Here is a 16793-nt window from a genome sequence, read left to right on the forward strand (position 1 = left end):
GGAATATAAAAGCCGGGTAGCAAGGCCAAGGTTTTTCCCGCCCATGAAATATCCCCATTTCATCATTAAAAAGGAAAGCCCGTTCGACGAACGGGCTTTCTTCACAATCTAGTAATAAATTGTCGTTTATTTGATTATGCGGCTTACGCTGAGGTTGTCCACCAACACGGCGGAGGTCATGCCGGGGGCGCCGTTTTGCACGACGCATAGAATCGGCATCGCTGAATTTTCTACGGAGAATCCGCCGCCGATCGTCAGCCGCTTCGCTGGACCGCCCGCTCCGGGCAGCGTGGAATTATTGACGAAGAGAGCGATGGTGCTGTTGTTATTGGTCATTACCAATGCCATCGCGCCGCCTGCGCCGGATTGCAGCCGCGCATCCACCGCCGCTTGCAGGAATTGGGGGAATCCGCCCTGCAAAGCATTGGCGAAAGCTCCCGCGTTCGCCGCCGCTGCGCCGCCGCCGACGGACAGCAGCAAGCCAAGGCCGCCTTCGGGATTCGCCGCCGATTCAACCGTTCCCGCGTCGCCGTTCACGTTTTTCACCAAGGCGGATAGATCGCCCTCGAACGAGCCATCCACATCCAGCGCCGCCGGAGAAACGTAGGGGGAGGGGTAATAGGAAACCGTCAAATTGTCGATATAAACCGTCACCGGTCCCGCCGCCGAGCTGGGAACCGTCACTTGAAGCGCGGGCTGCAACTGGGCGTTTGGCGCGGCGTAGAGCAATTCAACTTTGCCCATCTTGCCGACAGGTACGTCCGCTCCGCTGGCCAATGTATAACCCAATTGATTGTCGATGGGCGAATTCAAGCCTACGATCGCCGCCGAGCATCCTGGAACATCGGCTTGCAGGGACATCGAGATCAACACCGGATCGGAGCCTACGGCGATTCCCGTTTTCATGATGCCCAATACGCCTTCACCCGGTTTGGCCGTAACAATCAACGCCCGTCCATCGATCGAATCGGGAGGAGCGCCGCCCACGGAAAGCGCCGCCAAATTGAATCCGCCGGGAGCAGAGTAGGAGAAATTCGTTTCGTTAATCGAATCCTCGACGAACTCGACGCGCAATAGTTCCTTCGCTGGTACGACATAGATTTCGAACGTTTTACCCAACGAACCGCCTCGCGAACCTCTCGCCTCGATGGAAACGAGAAGAGTCGTATCGACGTAAGCGTCCAAAGGCGCCGCCGTTATCAGCTGGGCGCCATCGATGCGTAAAAGGCTGCTCGCATTGTAATAAGGAGCGGTAAAGGCGTAAGTAAAAGTCTCGCCGGCGTCCACATCCTCGGTGGAGAACGATCCCACAACCGTACCGGCGGGGCTTTTAGAAGCCACGGCGTTGGAATTCAAGTAAATATTCGACGATTTGTCGTCTATGTCATTAAGAGCGATGGCGAAGGTTTTGCCCATAGTCAAGCCGTCGATGTCTTTGCTTTGAACGCTGACGAGCAGGGGATTGGGCAGCGTCTCGTAATCCAGCGCGCCTCCGACTAACAATTTATCGCCCTCGATGTAAAACAAGCCGTTGGCGTCGCGGTAGGGATCTACGAACGAGTAGGTATGGGCATCCTTCGTATCCAGGTCGACGGAAGAGAGAGTTCCGACAAACGTCCCGAACGGGCTATTTTCGTTTACGTTGGCCGGACTGAGAACGACATCCGTAATGCCTTCATTGATGTTGACGATTTTGATATCGAACGTCTTGGCCCATGTCCAACCACCGGCGGATGTGCTGCGAACGGTGATCAAAAGGCTGGTTTGCGATTCGTAATCCAATAATCCGCCCACTTTCAATTGATTTCCCTCCAGGCGGAAGAGACCGTTTGCATCTTTATAAGGTTCGTCGAAGGAATACGTATACGCTTCATTGAGGCCGATCGAAGAAAAAACGCCCACAAGCGAGCCGATGGGACTATTTTCCTCCGCATGGGCCGGCGTCAAGAGAATATCCAGCAATGGATTCTCTTCATCAACAATAGAGATGACGAAAGTTTTGGCGAGCGTTACGCCGACGGGGTCTTTGCTTTCGATGGATACTAACAGGCTGGAATAGGGAATCTGGCTCAACTCGCGCGTCAGAACCAATTGGTTGCCTTTCAAAGCGAAAACGCCAGAGGCATTGTAATAAGGCCCCACGAAGTTATAGACGAATTGCGAGGGATCGTTGTAGGCAATATGACTCGTGGAAAGGTTGCTCACGACCGTCTCTAATTTGGCGTTTCGCTTTACGAGAGTGAAATCGGCGAGAATATCTTTCGGTCCCACCATGACGCCGATTTCCAAGGATTTCGAAAGCGTCATTCCTCCCGCATCCTTGCTGGCTACCGTAACCACCAGGCTGGGCGGCAATGCGCCCGCATCCACCGGTTTCGCCAATCTCAACTCGTTCCCTTCGATCTTAAAATAACCGCCCGCGTCCAAATAGGGTTCGGCGAAAGAATAGGCGAAGGGGGAAGCGGAACTATCTACATCCTTAGATGATAAGTATCCGATAATATCGTTGGGTTGAGCGCCGCGACTGATCCAATTGGGATAAAGGGAGATGTCGTACGGCGGATCGTTGGCGTCGTTGAGTTTGATTTCGAAGGTTTTTCCCAACGTCAAACCGCCCGAATCGGCGGCTTGAATGGAGACGAGAAGGCTGTGCGGCAATGATTCGTAATCCAATACTTGCGCCGCTTTCAACGCATTGCCCTCCAGGGCGAATAAGCCGTTCGCGTTGTAATAAGGCGCCGTAAACGTGTAATAGGAACTTTTATCGAGATCCTCGTCGATCATGCTAAACCATCCTAAGATCGTCCCGATCAGGGCGTTTTCGTCCACCACAAGAGGATCGGCGGGATTCATGACGATATTGGTTGGCCGTTCGTTGACGTCTTTGATTTTAATTTCGAAGGTTTTGGCTAAGACTAAGCCTTTTGAATCCTGCACTAAAACCGTTACGAGAAGAGACGGATAAATCTCGTAGTTCAGATCGCCGTTCACCTTCAATTGATCGCCGTCGATAACAAACTTGCCATCCGCATCGCCGTAGGGGCTAACGAAAGAATAAGTAAAGGTTTCGTAAGCGTCTTCATCCGCCGCGGACAAGCGTCCTACAACGGTTCCCAGCGGGCTGTTCTCCGCTATTTCGGCGGGGAAAAGTTGAATATCCTTGGGACTTTCCGCAACGTTGTTTACGCGAATTTCGAAACTTTTAGATACCGCCATGCCGCTTGAATCTATGCTTTTCACCGAGATAACCAGACTGGGATAAACGAGCCACTCGTAACTCACCCATCCTGCCAATATCAGTTTATTCTCCTCGAGGCGGAAAAAGTACGTCGCATCGTAATAGGGTTCAGTGAAGACGTACTCGAACGTTTCGTCGGCATCCGGGTCCACTGTAGAAAATTCGCCGACTACCGTTCCAATGGGAAGGTTCTCGTCAATCAAGAATGGATTGGTCACGGCGCCATCGGGAATCGGATTTAACAAAATATCGGTTGGCGCAGAATCCGCCATCAGAACGGTTGGAAACCATCCCAATAACAAAACCAATCCGATCAAGTGAATCCGTCTTAGGCTTGTTGCATTTTGTATTGACAACATAAACGTTGTCCTCCTTATCCTTGATTCTCTTCGCTCAGTTCCAAATCCATTACCGCCTATTAAAACACAATTATCGTTTCTTTGCCATCGAACAAACCATTTATCCATTGGATTTTCATGGATCGTTGACAATCTCTGCGAAACGAGAGAGGAGATGCGATTCCAAAAACGACGCCTTGCAACGACGATTCCGGCGCGCTGATTATTCCCTTTCGATCTTCCCCCAATTCAACCCAACTCCAACATTATCAAAGTTTCGATAATGCCCTACGCTTCGATCCGCAAAGAATCCCAACCATTTTAATATATACCGAAAGATATGTCGAGGTCTTATTTCATTTACCTTACGTCTTATTAGCCGAATTAATCTCGCTTTATAATATAACGATTCCCGCAAAACAACGCTTGAAAAGCGCTTTAGGAAGTATTTTTTTTAACTTCCAGCATTTTATGCGTTTGCGTAAGGCGGATTTCTCTTGGTTTTGGCGATCCTCTCTTCGATGATTCGCGAGGGAAACGAACGCCAAATGTCTCGTTATCGAGGGATTTTTTGCGGTTTCTTATAGCATTCTTTCCCGGCGAGAACGATGGGAAGCGGCGATTCGCGCTCGCTGCCGTGATCGAGATTGCACTTCAGCATTTCCGGCGTAATCTCTCCTTTGGCATGAAAAACGGACAACCGCCGGCAAAGATTCTTCAATTCCCTCACGTTGCCGGGAAAGGGATAATGCAAAAGAAATTCCGCCGCCTCCTTCGTCAACCGTTCAGCTCCGCCGGGATTCATGAAATGCCGAAAAAGCAACAAGATATCATCTTCCCGGCGGCGCAAGGGCGGCGTCTCGATCCGCAATACGTTTAACCGGTCGAATAAATCGGGAAGAAAGCGTCCGGCGGCGATATCCCGCTTCATATCGCGGTTCGAAGCCGCCACAACGCGCGTTTGCGTCTGGATCGCCTTCGCGGCGCCGACGCGAGTGAAGGAGCCTTCTTCCAGAAAACGAAGGAAGCAGCCTTGCAAATCCAACGGCAACGAACTCACTTCGTCGAGAAAAGCGCTGCCTTCGTGGGCGGATTCCAAAAAGCCGATATGGCGCTTCACGGCGCCGGTGAACGAGCCGCGTTCGTGGCCGAACAGAGACGATTCCGCCGTCGCCGGATGCAGAGAGGCGCAATCGACGACGACGAATTTTCCCCCTTTGGCCGGTCCCAGGCGATGAATCGCCCGCGCCAATAGTTCTTTTCCCGTTCCTCGTTCCCCCGTGAGGAGAACGGCGTCCCAATGCTCGGCGGCGGCGTAAACCCTATCCGCCAATTCCAACATGGCCTGACTCTCGCCGATAATGCGAAATTTGGATAAATCCCTTTTCACGATGGCGGCCTCCTTCCCGTTGATCGGTTTCCGGAAGGGAATTCCGGTTTCGACGAAAAGAAAGCCTAGACGATGGGGCGCCGTCCATTCATCCCCCAAACGCCGCTATTTTGTCCCTATTTTGCCGTTATTTTACGAAAAAAAGGCCTTTGTAAGCTATTCTTATATCCCATTCCCCCATTCGCGCCGTCATTGGCCTTTTACCGCCCATTTCAACAGGGAAATCTGAATGCCGTTCAAGCCAGGCAGGAGATAGGCAATATATTCGCTCCCTTCATGCTCGACGATCTCCGGCGCGGCGATGGGCAAGGAACCGACGTACTTCGAATCGTCATTGACGCCGAACAGGAGAGGATTTTTCGAACGGTATATATGCGATACGGCGTCCGTTCCGTAACGCTGAGTGCGGAAAAGGTAGTAATACCCCGAATCGCGGTGAAAAAAAACGAATGGGCATTCCGCCGCCGAGGGGCCATCGCCGCCGATTCCGCCGCTGGATACGATGACGGAGTCGCTCCAGCGCCGCAGATCGGCGGAAATGCGGCAATAAACCGCCCCCTTGCCTTGGGGATAGGCGGTGTAGTAGCAATAGAAAAGATCGCCCGCCTGCAACGCCATCGGATCGCGGGTATTGGCTCCGTATTCTTCCGTAAACATTCCCGAACGCCCGCTGTCGTTCAATTGGCGGGCGAACGTTTTTCCATCCGATCCCGTCGCCAGGCAGATATGCTGCCAATCTCCGTAGAACATGTAGAAGATGTCTTCGATATGCAGAACGTACGGCGCTTGCAAACCGCCGTCGGTCTCCCCGAAATTGGGGTCGGCCTGCATAACGACGCCCATCGGCGTCCAATCGGCGCTGGTGATTTCCTCGCCTTGCCAGCGGTAAAAAAGCCGGGTTTTCTGGCCGCAACGGGTATGGCGGATACACGACCAGAGTTGCCAGGTTCCATCCGCCGCCTGCCAGACGGAAAAATCCACCGGTTGCTGCTTATCCGTCCCTAACGGTCCCAGGTCTGGATTTCCCGCGATGGTCCAATCTGCGCCGTCGAGCTGGGGAATCCACACTTTTTCTTCCTCCGCGGCCAAAGAACCAGCCTGCGCCAGGATGCAGGCAGCGAACAGATAAGCAGACGTTTTCATGACAAATACGCCTCCCCGCATGGCGCGTATACCCATGACTCAAGTGCAAAATTTTTTTCTAACATATCATATCCGCAGGATTTGTCAAACAAGGGATTGAAGCAGTGAGATCAAGAAAAACTCTCTGCCGGGAGTTCGCGGATAGGTGGAATTTGACTAAATTATGGGAATAGAGTATTTTGGTTCTCGATGTGGTGAATCAGGACGTTCTTGGTCCAGCCGAATTTCTTGGTCATGCGGATGTAGAACTCGCGTTGAAGGTCGTCTTTACAGTTCATCAAAATAACGACATTGTGCGTCCACCCAATTTCTCTCACCATTGGTGAGAGTTTTTCATTCCCGCTATAGGTTTCGGAAAATTGTTTCATCCGCCAGAGGTTTGGGGCGGAAAATCCGTTAACGCCGGGGAATTCCGCTTGGAGGTCTTGAGCAAGCCGTTCGACAATGGACTTGCCCCAAGTTTCTCCCTCTTGCCGTTCCACAATCATCCGGCCGATATCCTAATAGAGCGCAATCAACGCTTTGTTGACCGCCTTAAGCGCTTCATACTGGGCGGAACGGATGCGTTGCTTAATCTCTCCTATGAGGGCGGCATATTGGTCAACATGTTGGTTGGTCATAGAATTTAATGATGAATGATGAATGATGAATGATGAAAAATAATGGATGTTTCACGGGCAGAAACAACCTAGCCATTGTCACCAAGTCTCCTTGTCTCCTTTGGTGGGCTCGCTTCGCTCGACCCACCCTACCCAACTCTCATACCACGCCGCCGCATCCTCATTATCTCTTTCCGCTTCGGGCCTGAGCCGTATTTCTAACATTACAATCGTTTTCGGATTTTGGCCAACGCATCTTCCGCTAAGCGGCCTTGGTTGCCGTCAAGTGCGAACGCCTCCAATCTACGATCCAATTCAATTTTCTGCTTTTCGGATAGCGATAACGCCTGTTGGTCTTCCGCAATGCTATCCCAAAGGTCTTCCACGATCCGCAAACGTTGATCGACTGTGAGATTTCTTATCGATGGATTCATGCTTCTTGCCCTCTTTATCAAACAGAATTATCCAATGGGAAGGGAAAAGCCGTTTTGTCTCTAGCGAAGTCCTGTTAATTAACCTTAATAAAATCCTAACGCCATCAAGAAAATTCTTTTTATTTCAATTCCAACGGCGTTAGTTTGATGTTGCGATACGCCACCGGCCCATGATCGCCTTGCAGCATCAGCGGCCCCGCCGGCGCTTCCGGGGCTTGGCGCGATTCGTTCAAGGAAGCCCGCGTGGGGCCGGTTACTTCCACGTTCTTATGAACCACCGTTCCGTTGTGAGCCACCTTCATGAATTTGGCGTTCTCCGTCTTCTCTCCTTTTTCGTTGAAGCGCGGAGCGCGGAAAACCACGTCGAAGGATTGCCATTCGCCGGGCGCCTTGCTGGCGTTGACGAGCGGCGGATGTCCCTCGTAGTCTTGTCCGTCTTTGTGGCGGGCGTAGACTCCGCCGCAATCGCCGTATTTCAGGTCCGTCTTTTGGTAACTGTCGAGCACCTGAATTTCATATAATCCTTGAAAATAAACGCCGGAATTGGAGCCGACAGGCACATTGAATTCAATATGCAAACGGCAATCGCCGTGTTTATAATCGCTGAGAAGGTTGCAGGTATTTCCTCCCGCTCCATTGACCATGATCCCTTCGCCGGGAACGATGTCGAAGCGCTTATTGTCTTTTTCGCCGAGCTTCGCGTCTTTAGCGACCTGCCATTGGCTAGCTTCGGATAATCCATGCCATTCGCTCAGGTCTTTACCGTTAAATAGTATTACTGCTTTGGCTTTTGGCTTTTCCGTTTTTTCTTTCTTCGATTCTTTCTCTTTTTGTTTATCCGCTTTGACTTTTTCGATTTTCGGTTTTTCCGCTTTCTTTTCGGCGGCGAACGGCGAAGCGCCGATCAAAAACAGTCCTAATGCGAGAATAAGGGGAAAACGGATTTTATTTCGCAGGCTCCACATAATTCTTTTCACCTCAATAGGAAGAATGATTGACTCGAATCGCTCAATTATACTGGATCCTCAAGATTCTAAACAAGGAATCCTCACCATCCCCCGCTGGCGCCGCCGCCGCCGGACTCTCCCCCGCCAAAGCCGCCGAACGATCCTCCGCCACCCCCTCCAGACCCGCTGCCTCCTCCACCAAAGTCACCGAAGCTGCTTCCTCCTCCGCCAATGCCGCCGAAACCGCCGCCGAAACCGCCGCTTCCGCCAAAATGCGATCCGCCGTTCCAATATCTCCGGCGAGGTCCACCTCCGCTGATAAACATATAGAGTAAAAACAAATTGGGATGGCGGATGTAAAGCGATAATAAGATAAGGAAAACAATAAATGTGAATCCGAATGCAATTTTTCCGAATACATCATGCTTAAAACGCCGGGAAGCGTCCGACCGTTGCGGCTTAGGCGCCGCCAAGCGGGAAATTTCGAATTGGTTAAGGGGGATATTTTTATCCTGCGCGATTTTTTCCACTAGCGCGGCGGCGAGATTCATTACCCCGTCGCCGTAACGACCCTGCCGGAAAGCGTCCGGCAGCAGCGTCCGCGTCAACCGCGAGGCTACGGAATCGGGGATGACGCTTTCCATGCCATAGCCGACTTCGAGGCGGTATTTTCGCTCCTTGACGGCGATGAGAAGCAGCAGTCCGTCGTCTTCGCTCTCTCGGCCTACGCCCCATTGCTTGAATAAATCCACCGCGGCGTCTTCGATGCTTCCATAGCCTTTTTCTTCTATTCTGGAAATCGTGGCGACAGCTAGTTCGGCGCCCGTCAATTCTTTCAATTTCCGCGCCAGCGCATTGAGAGATTGTTCTTGGTTATCGGGAATGATCCCAGCGAAATCCGAAACGAAGTTAACGGGATGAGGCCAATTGGCGCTCGACGTCTCTACATTTCCAGATATCACTAGGAGACAGAATAACATAACGGCCCATCGCGCCGCGAAAATTCTATTTTCCCGCATCATGAGCTCCGCTCGCTTTCTTCATTGCCGCCCAGCCGATCAATAACCTCCGCCAATTGGAAAAGGGCTTCCGTATACTCTCCGAAAAGACGCGCCATATCGGCAAGGGAAATCGACTCCTGGCCTAGGTCGCATCGCCGTACTGTAAGGCAGGGACTGGCATCAATTATCGCGAGTCTCTTCAACGACGCCAATATCTCATCCTTGTTTACCGGCGGCTCTTCATTCCCAAAAAATCGCAGCATATTGCGGAACACGGGAAACAACTGCCGCTGCGCATCCACTAAAATAGTCAGTAATTGGCGACCGCGGCTGCGGCCTCCTTGTTCCATGTATATTTCCCGCAATCGGATCAATTTTCCTTTGATTTGTTCCTCGATCTTCGCCCGCAGCATCTCGCGGGGAATCGTCAATTCCCGCAAACGGTTGGTTTCCCCGGCAATTTGCAAGCCTTTATCCTTCATCTCGATCAATTCCAACGGAAACGTATCCGCCGAACGGAGGAACGTCTCCACGGACAGGCACAGCGGCGCAACGATTCGGCGTTTCAAACCTTTCCTCACGATGGGCTGCAATTGTTCCGCATCGGAGAACGCAAACCGGTCGAATAGAATCAGGGAATTGACGTCAGATTTTTGGGAATGATAATCCTTCGTCGTCACGCTGCCGTATAAGTACATCGAATCGATTCGAGATTGGAAAATATTCTCTATTTCCGTGAAATAGGCTTTCAAAACGGGTTGAATCCGCTCATGGATCGTTTCTAAATGGCGAATCATGCGAGCGTCCCTCTGATTTTTTTATGCCGCGAAAAAATAGCCCTTTTGGCAATTCATTAGATAAAACGTTGAGAATCGATTTTTATATCGCGTTTCATTTGCTAATAAATCCTTTAGAAGATTTTTTACTTTCTCCTAACAACTCTCTAACGCATCCTGACAGAATCCAAAATGAAGCCTATACTTTAGTCTAGGATATTCAAAATTGTTCCGATAATTTCTTTATCTCGCCATAGCCGAACGGCGGGGGCCATTTGTACGATCATATTCCTTTTCTATGGGGATTGGCATGGATAGAGAATCGATGAAGAGGAAAAAAAACTTCTGCGCAATATGGAATCGTTTATTCGTCGTCGCGTTAATAGTTCTATTGGCGGCTATTCCCTCCGCTTGGAGCCAGGGCGATAAATCCGATGGAGACCGCATCGATAAACTGGAAAAAGAAAATGCTCAATTGCGCCAAATGATCGAGGCTTTGCAGATGCGCCTGGACCGCGTCGAAGGCAAAAAGGAACAGGAACCGGCTAAAGAAGAGGATTCCGGCAAGAAAAAGAAGAAGAAAGACGAGAAGAAAGAAGAATCCGCTCCCTCCGAAGCCGATCAGGTCATATCCGCCACGGAAGCGGCCGCCGACAAATCCCAACGGCGGCGAACGGAAGAATACGCCGTGGAATCCGAAGTGGAAATGGAGCAAACAAAAGGGAAAAAGGAAGAAGCCTGGCTGCCTTCCCTGCGCGGCGAGCAGTTTCAATTGGGGGGGAGATTGCAAGTGGATTATTACGATAGGGAAGACGAAACGCTGTTACCGTCCGCCTTTCCGGAAAATCCCGGCGGAACGTTTAAGGTCGACGAGTTCCGCCTTAGCCTGGACGCCGATTTCAAAAACAAAATCCGCTTTCACAGCGATATCGATTTTGTGGACGAAGAAGGCAATACCCGTCTTTTGGAATCTTATATCGATTTCGACGAATTGCCTCTGAACTCCGATCTGCGCGTTGGTTTGCAGCCGCAGTTCTTTCGTCCAGCGCGGTTTACGGAAAATTATCCCCTCGCAGGAACCGCTTTTTGGCGCGGCCGCGATATCGGGGCAACCTGGAGAGGCGTCTATGGCCCGGTTTACGCCTATGCCGCCGTTTCCAACGGTTTGAGGTTGAACGATAAAGCCGTGGGCGAAGACGATTCCGTAAAAGCGATCGGCGTGGACGAAAGTTCGATCGACATGGACGGCGGCAAAGAATGGAGCGGCGGCCTCGGCGCCGCCTACGATTTGGGCGCCTATGGAAAGTTCGATCTTCTGGGTTTTGCGTTGATTGGCGATCTTGATCAAAACGATCTCGATTTCCTTCAGACGGCGGTTCCCGGATATGGACAATCCAATAATGACAACCGCGAATGGTTCGGCGGCAACCTGGAATACGATATCGAAGAGTGGGATTTCTTCGCCCAAATTATATCCGGCCGGGATGGAGAGATGGATCGCACCGGCTGGTATGCGGAATTATCGCGGAAATTTACTTTTTCAGGACTGAAATATTTAAATTCGATTCGCCCCTTGGTCCGCTATGGAGAGTTGGATGTGGATTTAAACAAAAGACCCTACTCCGCCGACGGTTCATTGACTTGGGACCGGCGGCAATGGCTTTTCGCCCTGATTTCGGAACTGACCCGCAACGTCAATTTCCGCGCGGAATACGCGCTGAATCAGGAAGAAACGGGGGGGCCGGACGTACAAAACAACGAATTGCTTTTCCAACTCGAAATCGTTTTTTAATCATTCCCAATCGAAGTCCTGGGGGAATGGCTTCTTAAAACTTGCGCTGCTCATCATATCCAAATTAATCGATTCCGCTGTTTCCAGCGTTTGATCTTTTCGCCCAGCGCAAGAGGATCGGCGATGGAATAGGCGGCGAGAAATTCTTCCTGGCAAAGAGAAGAATAAAAACATGGGAAATATTCTATCCGCTACGGGAATAGGGGATATTCCCCATCCCTTTCAAAGCCTTTCATCGACTATGAATACTCAACATTTTGTAGAAAGTCTGAACTATACCGATATTCTCATTTCTCTCTCCGCCGCCGCCATTCTAGCAGCGCTGCTAGCCTATCATCCCAAACGGCAGGTGGAGACGGGAGGACCGGTCAACGATAAGGAACTGAAGCAAAACCAAATCCTCATCTGCGTGGCGGGCGCCACGCTTGTCTGCCTGATCCGAGGCAGTTTGGAACTTTCCTTCGGTTTGGTGGGTCTAGGCGGCTTGGTGCGCTACCGCACTTCGATGCGCAATCCTACCGATCTTTCCTTTATCTTCATCTTGATCGGAATAGGAATGTCCTGCGGTCTCCAATTCTACAAATTCGCGATAACGATTACGGGATTCATCTACGTCCTTCTCTATATTCTCGATTTCAGCGGCGGCGCCTATAAGAATATTTGGGTTGTGCGCGTCTCATCCACCAATGTCCACATCGTGGAGAATCAGTTCAAATCCATGGCGAAAGATTTGGGATTTCATATCATCTCCATGAAAACCTCGGTTCAAACCGGCCGCTTCCGCTGCCGATTCACGTCCAAGTCCAAACTGATCAGCGACGAATTGACCCAAAACATCCGCGAACGCTGCGGTGAGGACGTCCAATTCACCCGCATCGACTGGGAGCTGGTGAGGGATTGATTTCTTAGTCGATCTGCGCTCCCATGAAACGATAAATGACAGTTTTCAAGTGAATACAGAATTCGTTCCCGCCTCTTTATAAAGAAGAAACGTTGAACGCGGCCGATTCTCAAACAAGGGCCGTTTTCATTCTCGCTTTTTGAAAAATCCATAAAATGCGCACTTGCTGGGCTAACCATTTTTATGGAAAATGTTTCTAAGGGCGGATTTTATTTTCTACTTCTAATATTATTGCGTTCTGCTATTTTGGGATAAGGATTGAAGGCGATGGAAAAAATGGAGGACGTGGTCCATGTGTCGATATATAACCCATCTCATTCAGGAACTAAGATTTACGGGAGGACGGTTCGACCAATATCAGGGCCGTTTAGATTTTGATGTTTTGCCGGAATTATTGGTTTAAAAAAAGATTTTAGTGGAAACGGCTAAAGAATTATGGCGTCGAAACAATCTCGACAGAGAACATTTGCCTAAAGGATTTGAAGAAAATATCCGTCTCGCGCTTCGTGAAGTTCGTGAAGGTTCCTGTATTATTCCTGTAGAGAGGATTATTGAAATCGATGAGGAATCCTTATTTGGAGAAGAATATGTCAGAGATGAAGTAGATGCGGCTAGCGAAATTCTTACCGATACGCTTATCGCCGTAGAAGCGGACGAACCGTTTCCAGAACCATTGCCCAAAAAGATCATCCCTTTATTTCGTGATTGGGGAAAAACTTTACAACAAAATGAATCCATTGAAATTCGGACGAATGGAAAGGGTTCGGCCCCTTTTAACTGGATCAATAAAGAACGAATTTTTTCTCGATCGACAAAGACCTATTATGATAAGGTAAGCCTCATTGGCGAAGTGCGGGCCGCCAGTTTGAAAGCCAGAGAAGGAGGGACGTTCACAATTTTAACCGACGACGGTTTTTCCGTAAAAGGGATTTTTACTCCGGAGCAAGAATCGGATATCACCGCTGCTCTTCATAACCACAGTTCTATAAAACTCCGCATCACAGGAGAAGCGGAATTCGACGACGCAGGTCAAATTCAGCGCTTTGAATGCGTGGACGATGTTCAAGAATCCATTGCGGGAGAACCGCCATTCGATCCAACTGCGCGTCCCATTTGGGAGCAAGTAATCGAACTGGGAGAATCCGTTCCGGAAGAAGAATGGGATCGGATTCCAACGGATTTATCGAAAAACCTCGATCATTATCTCTATGGGGCAAAAAGAGAATTGGATTAATGAAAATCGTATATGCAGATGCTTGTTATTGGATTGCCCTATTTAATCCAAAAGATCAATTGCATCGAAATGCAAAGGAAATATCTTCAAAACTTGGCGCTTGCCGAATTGTTACTAGTGAAATGATTATCGTTGAACTTTTATATGGATTGAGCGGATGCGGTCCTGTTTTACGGGAAAAAGCCGTGAAAATCATAATGAAACTAAGGGAAAATCCCAACGTTGAAATTGTTCCCCAAACAAGCCGTCAACTTCAATGCGCCATAAAACGGTACGAAAGAATGAAAGACAAAGAATGGGGGATTCCCGATTGCGCCAGTTTTGACATCATGGAAGAAAAGGGAATTAAAGAAGCGCTTACGTATGATCGGCATTTTATCCAAGCTGGGTATGTTGCTTTTATGAAAGAGACCCCTTAATTACCGAAATATTAGGAAAAACATAGAAAAGACGGCCCAAGGAGCCGCCCGTTCTTTTTCTCTCTCTCTATCGTCATCGCCAATCAGGCGATTCCCCGCTTCTTTTCGTAAGCCGCGATCTTCTCTTCGTGTTCCAGCGTCAATCCGATGGCGTCCAATCCCTCCAGCAGGCAGTACTTTTTGAAAGGATCGATGGAAAAGGCAAGCTCGGCGCCGTCCGGTTTGACGATTCTCTGCTGCTTGAGATCGATGGTCAGACGGTAGCCTTCCTGGGCGCGAACTTCTCCGAACAGGGCGTCGATCGTTTTCGTGGGCAGAACGATGGGCAGCATTCCATTGTTGAAGCAATTGTTGAAAAAGATATCGGCGAACGATGGCGCCAGGATGCAGCGGAAGCCGTAATTGTTCAGCGCCCAGGGCGCGTGCTCCCGCGAAGATCCGCAGCCGAAATTCTCCTTGGCGAGCAGGATGCTGGCGCCTTGGTAGCGCGGCGCGTTGGGTTCGAAATCGGGATTAAGCTCTCCGTCCTCTCGATAGCGCCAATCGAAGAAAAGGAACTCCCCATACCCCGTGCGCTCGATTCGTTTCAGAAACTGCTTGGGGATGATCTGATCGGTATCCACATTCAGCGCCTCCAAGGGCGCGACGATTCCGGTTAAGGTCGTGAACGGTTTCATCATTTATACTCCCATTGGCGAATATCGGCGAAATGGCCTTTGACGGCGGCGGCGGCGGCCATGGCGGGACTGACGAGATGGGTGCGTCCCCCCTTGCCTTGGCGGCCTTCGAAATTGCGGTTGGAGGTGGCGGCGCAACGGTCGCCGGGATTCAATACATCGGCGTTCATAGCCAGGCACATTGAGCAGCCAGCCTCCCGCCATTCGAATCCAGCGTCTAGGAAAATTTTATCCAGCCCTTCTTTCTCTGCTTGTTTCTTGACGGCAGTAGAACCAGGCACGATCAACGCCTGTTCGATGGAGGGGTGGATTTGATAACCTTTGACAGTTTTGGCTGCTTCCCGCAAATCTTCGATCCGTCCGTTTGTGCAGGAACCAATGAAAATTTTATTGACGCGAAATTCCCGCGCGGGCGTTCCTTCTTCGATTCCCATATATTTCAAGGCGCTTTCCGCCGCTAGCCGTTGGTTGGCGTCTTTGATTTCGGAAAGAATGGGCGCTTTGCCCGATATGCCCGTCACCATTCCCAGCGACGTGCCCCACGTTACTTGCGGCTCGATGGCGCTGGCGTCCAGTTCCATCGTCTTGTCGTAAGCGCAACCTTCGTCCGACGCCCAAGTCCTCCATTCTATTCGTAAATCTTCCCAAGTTTTTTCTTTGGGCAAATAAGGACGGCCTTTCATATAAGCGAACGTCGTTTCGTCTGGAGAGATAAGACCGGCGCGAGCGCCCGCTTCGATAGACATATTGCAGACGGTCATCCGTCCTTCCATGCTCAGGCTTCGAATCGCATCGCCGGTATATTCGATCACATAGCCCGTTCCTCCGGCGGTTCCGATTTTTCCGATGATGGCGAGGATGATATCCTTGGAGAAAATTCCTTGCGGCAACTTTCCGTTTACGCGCACTTGCAGCGTTTTGGATTTCTTTTGCGGCAGCGTTTGCGTGGCTAAAACATGCTCTACTTCGCTAGTGCCGATGCCGAACGCCAAGGCGCCGAAAGCTCCGTGGGTGGCCGTGTGGGAATCGCCGCAAACGATAGTCATTCCCGGTTGCGTAAGACCGAGTTCCGGACCGATGACGTGAACAATTCCGTTTAAGGGATCGTTCATATCGAAGCAAGCAATCCCGAATTCCTTGCAGTTGGCGCGCAAGGTTTCGACCTGCTTTTTGGACATGGGTTCCTGAATGGGGATGGACCGGTCCGTCGTGGGGATATTGTGGTCCATCGTTGCGAACGTCAAATCGGGACGGCGCACGTTCCTCTCCGCCAGGCGCAATCCTTCGAAGGCCTGGGGAGACGTGACCTCGTGAATATAATGCCGGTCGATGTAGATTAGAGGAGTCTTTCCCTCCTCTTCGTAAACGACGTGCGCATCCCATATTTTTTCGAAAATATTTTTTGCCATAAATTTTTCCTCGCTTTATCGAATCCGCATTGCAGCGATAGCTGCCGCGCAGTTTCGTCCCAAACGGTTTCGCTGAAAAAAATTATTATAATCGCTATCGACGCCATTGCCCAGTAGCTTCGAAGACGCGGGAATACGCGCGCTAACAATTTTAAAACGCTTTCTTTTGACAAAATCGCGGGATTTTTGTAGTATAATCAACCACGATTCGATTCGCTTAAAGGGAGATTAATTCGATTATGGTTGCAACAGAAAAACTTATACATAGAATTCGCGCGCTTCCGCCTGAACAAGCGCAACAGGTTTCGAATTTTATCGATGGATTGGATAACGAAATCGGCTTAGATGAGAACATCGCCGAACATGATCGCCGCTTGCAAGACACTCATGAAGAAGATTTCATTCTACACACTCTAGTCTGCGAAAAAATCCTTCGAAAATAAAAACTGTAATTTAGGAATCATCGATGGATCGAACGACGCGATCCATCCTACG

14 protein-coding genes and 1 pseudogene are annotated in these 16793 nt (G+C 50.2%); 5 read left to right on the forward strand and 10 right to left on the reverse strand.

Features of this window, described 5'->3' with window-relative positions; all coding sequences use genetic code 11:
- Positions 1-126 precede the first annotated feature (126 nt).
- From AB1656_16670 to AB1656_16705, 8 genes and pseudogenes are all read right to left on the reverse strand, one after another.
- Positions 127-3597: a cadherin repeat domain-containing protein gene (locus tag AB1656_16670; GenBank protein MEW6237020.1), complete on the reverse strand. Its 3471-nt coding sequence runs from the start codon at positions 3595-3597 to the stop codon at positions 127-129.
- Between the two features lie 535 nt (positions 3598-4132).
- Positions 4133-4966, reverse strand: a complete 834-nt coding sequence (locus tag AB1656_16675; protein ID MEW6237021.1) for a sigma 54-interacting transcriptional regulator — start codon at positions 4964-4966, stop codon at positions 4133-4135.
- Between the two features lie 189 nt (positions 4967-5155).
- Complete coding sequence (locus AB1656_16680; GenBank protein ID MEW6237022.1) at positions 5156-6109, reverse strand: hypothetical protein; 954 nt, start codon at positions 6107-6109, stop codon at positions 5156-5158.
- Positions 6110-6288: 179 nt separating this feature from the next.
- Positions 6289-6729 (reverse strand): annotated as a pseudogene (locus AB1656_16685) (DUF1016 N-terminal domain-containing protein).
- A gap of 203 nt (positions 6730-6932) precedes the next feature.
- Positions 6933-7142 (reverse strand): addiction module protein, encoded by a 210-nt coding sequence (locus AB1656_16690; GenBank protein MEW6237023.1) that lies wholly within the window; start codon positions 7140-7142, stop codon positions 6933-6935.
- Positions 7143-7261: 119 nt separating this feature from the next.
- Positions 7262-8107 (reverse strand): DUF1080 domain-containing protein, encoded by an 846-nt coding sequence (locus tag AB1656_16695; GenBank protein MEW6237024.1) that lies wholly within the window; start codon positions 8105-8107, stop codon positions 7262-7264.
- Positions 8108-8190: 83 nt separating this feature from the next.
- Positions 8191-9111 (reverse strand): TPM domain-containing protein, encoded by a 921-nt coding sequence (locus AB1656_16700; protein MEW6237025.1) that lies wholly within the window; start codon positions 9109-9111, stop codon positions 8191-8193.
- Positions 9108-9887 carry a hypothetical protein gene (locus AB1656_16705; protein MEW6237026.1) on the reverse strand — a complete coding sequence of 260 codons (780 nt, stop codon included), beginning with the start codon at positions 9885-9887 and terminating at the stop codon, positions 9108-9110. The genes AB1656_16700 and AB1656_16705 overlap by 4 nt, the downstream gene beginning before the upstream one ends.
- Positions 9888-10191: 304 nt before the next feature.
- On the opposite strand from AB1656_16705, the gene AB1656_16710 reads away from it, so the two are divergent.
- The 4 genes from AB1656_16710 (at position 10192) to AB1656_16725 (ending at position 14212) form a co-directional block, all read left to right on the forward strand.
- The gene (locus AB1656_16710) at positions 10192-11658 is read left to right on the forward strand and encodes a hypothetical protein (protein ID MEW6237027.1); all 1467 of its coding nucleotides are present in this window, start codon (positions 10192-10194) and stop codon (positions 11656-11658) included.
- 172 nt (positions 11659-11830) lie between these two features.
- Positions 11831-12559 carry a DUF4956 domain-containing protein gene (locus AB1656_16715; GenBank protein MEW6237028.1) on the forward strand — a complete coding sequence of 243 codons (729 nt, stop codon included), beginning with the start codon at positions 11831-11833 and terminating at the stop codon, positions 12557-12559.
- A gap of 415 nt (positions 12560-12974) precedes the next feature.
- Positions 12975-13793, forward strand: coding sequence for a hypothetical protein (locus tag AB1656_16720; GenBank protein ID MEW6237029.1), 819 nt, complete (start codon positions 12975-12977; stop codon positions 13791-13793).
- Positions 13793-14212 carry a PIN domain-containing protein gene (locus AB1656_16725; GenBank protein ID MEW6237030.1) on the forward strand — a complete coding sequence of 140 codons (420 nt, stop codon included), beginning with the start codon at positions 13793-13795 and terminating at the stop codon, positions 14210-14212. Before AB1656_16720 ends, AB1656_16725 begins: the two co-directional genes overlap by 1 nt.
- 83 nt (positions 14213-14295) lie before the next feature.
- On the opposite strand, the gene leuD is transcribed toward AB1656_16725, so the two are convergent.
- Positions 14296-14889: a 3-isopropylmalate dehydratase small subunit gene (leuD, locus tag AB1656_16730; protein ID MEW6237031.1), complete on the reverse strand. Its 594-nt coding sequence runs from the start codon at positions 14887-14889 to the stop codon at positions 14296-14298.
- Positions 14889-16298, reverse strand: a complete 1410-nt coding sequence (gene leuC / locus AB1656_16735) for a 3-isopropylmalate dehydratase large subunit (protein ID MEW6237032.1) — start codon at positions 16296-16298, stop codon at positions 14889-14891. The genes leuD and leuC overlap by 1 nt, the downstream gene beginning before the upstream one ends.
- 239 nt (positions 16299-16537) lie before the next feature.
- Between leuC and AB1656_16740 the strand changes: the two genes are divergently transcribed.
- Positions 16538-16741, forward strand: a complete 204-nt coding sequence (locus AB1656_16740; protein MEW6237033.1) for a hypothetical protein — start codon at positions 16538-16540, stop codon at positions 16739-16741.
- Positions 16742-16793 lie beyond the last annotated feature (52 nt).

This window comes from Candidatus Omnitrophota bacterium (assembly GCA_040755155.1).
In the GTDB taxonomy this organism is placed as follows: Bacteria; Hinthialibacterota; Hinthialibacteria; order Hinthialibacterales; family Hinthialibacteraceae; genus JBFMBP01.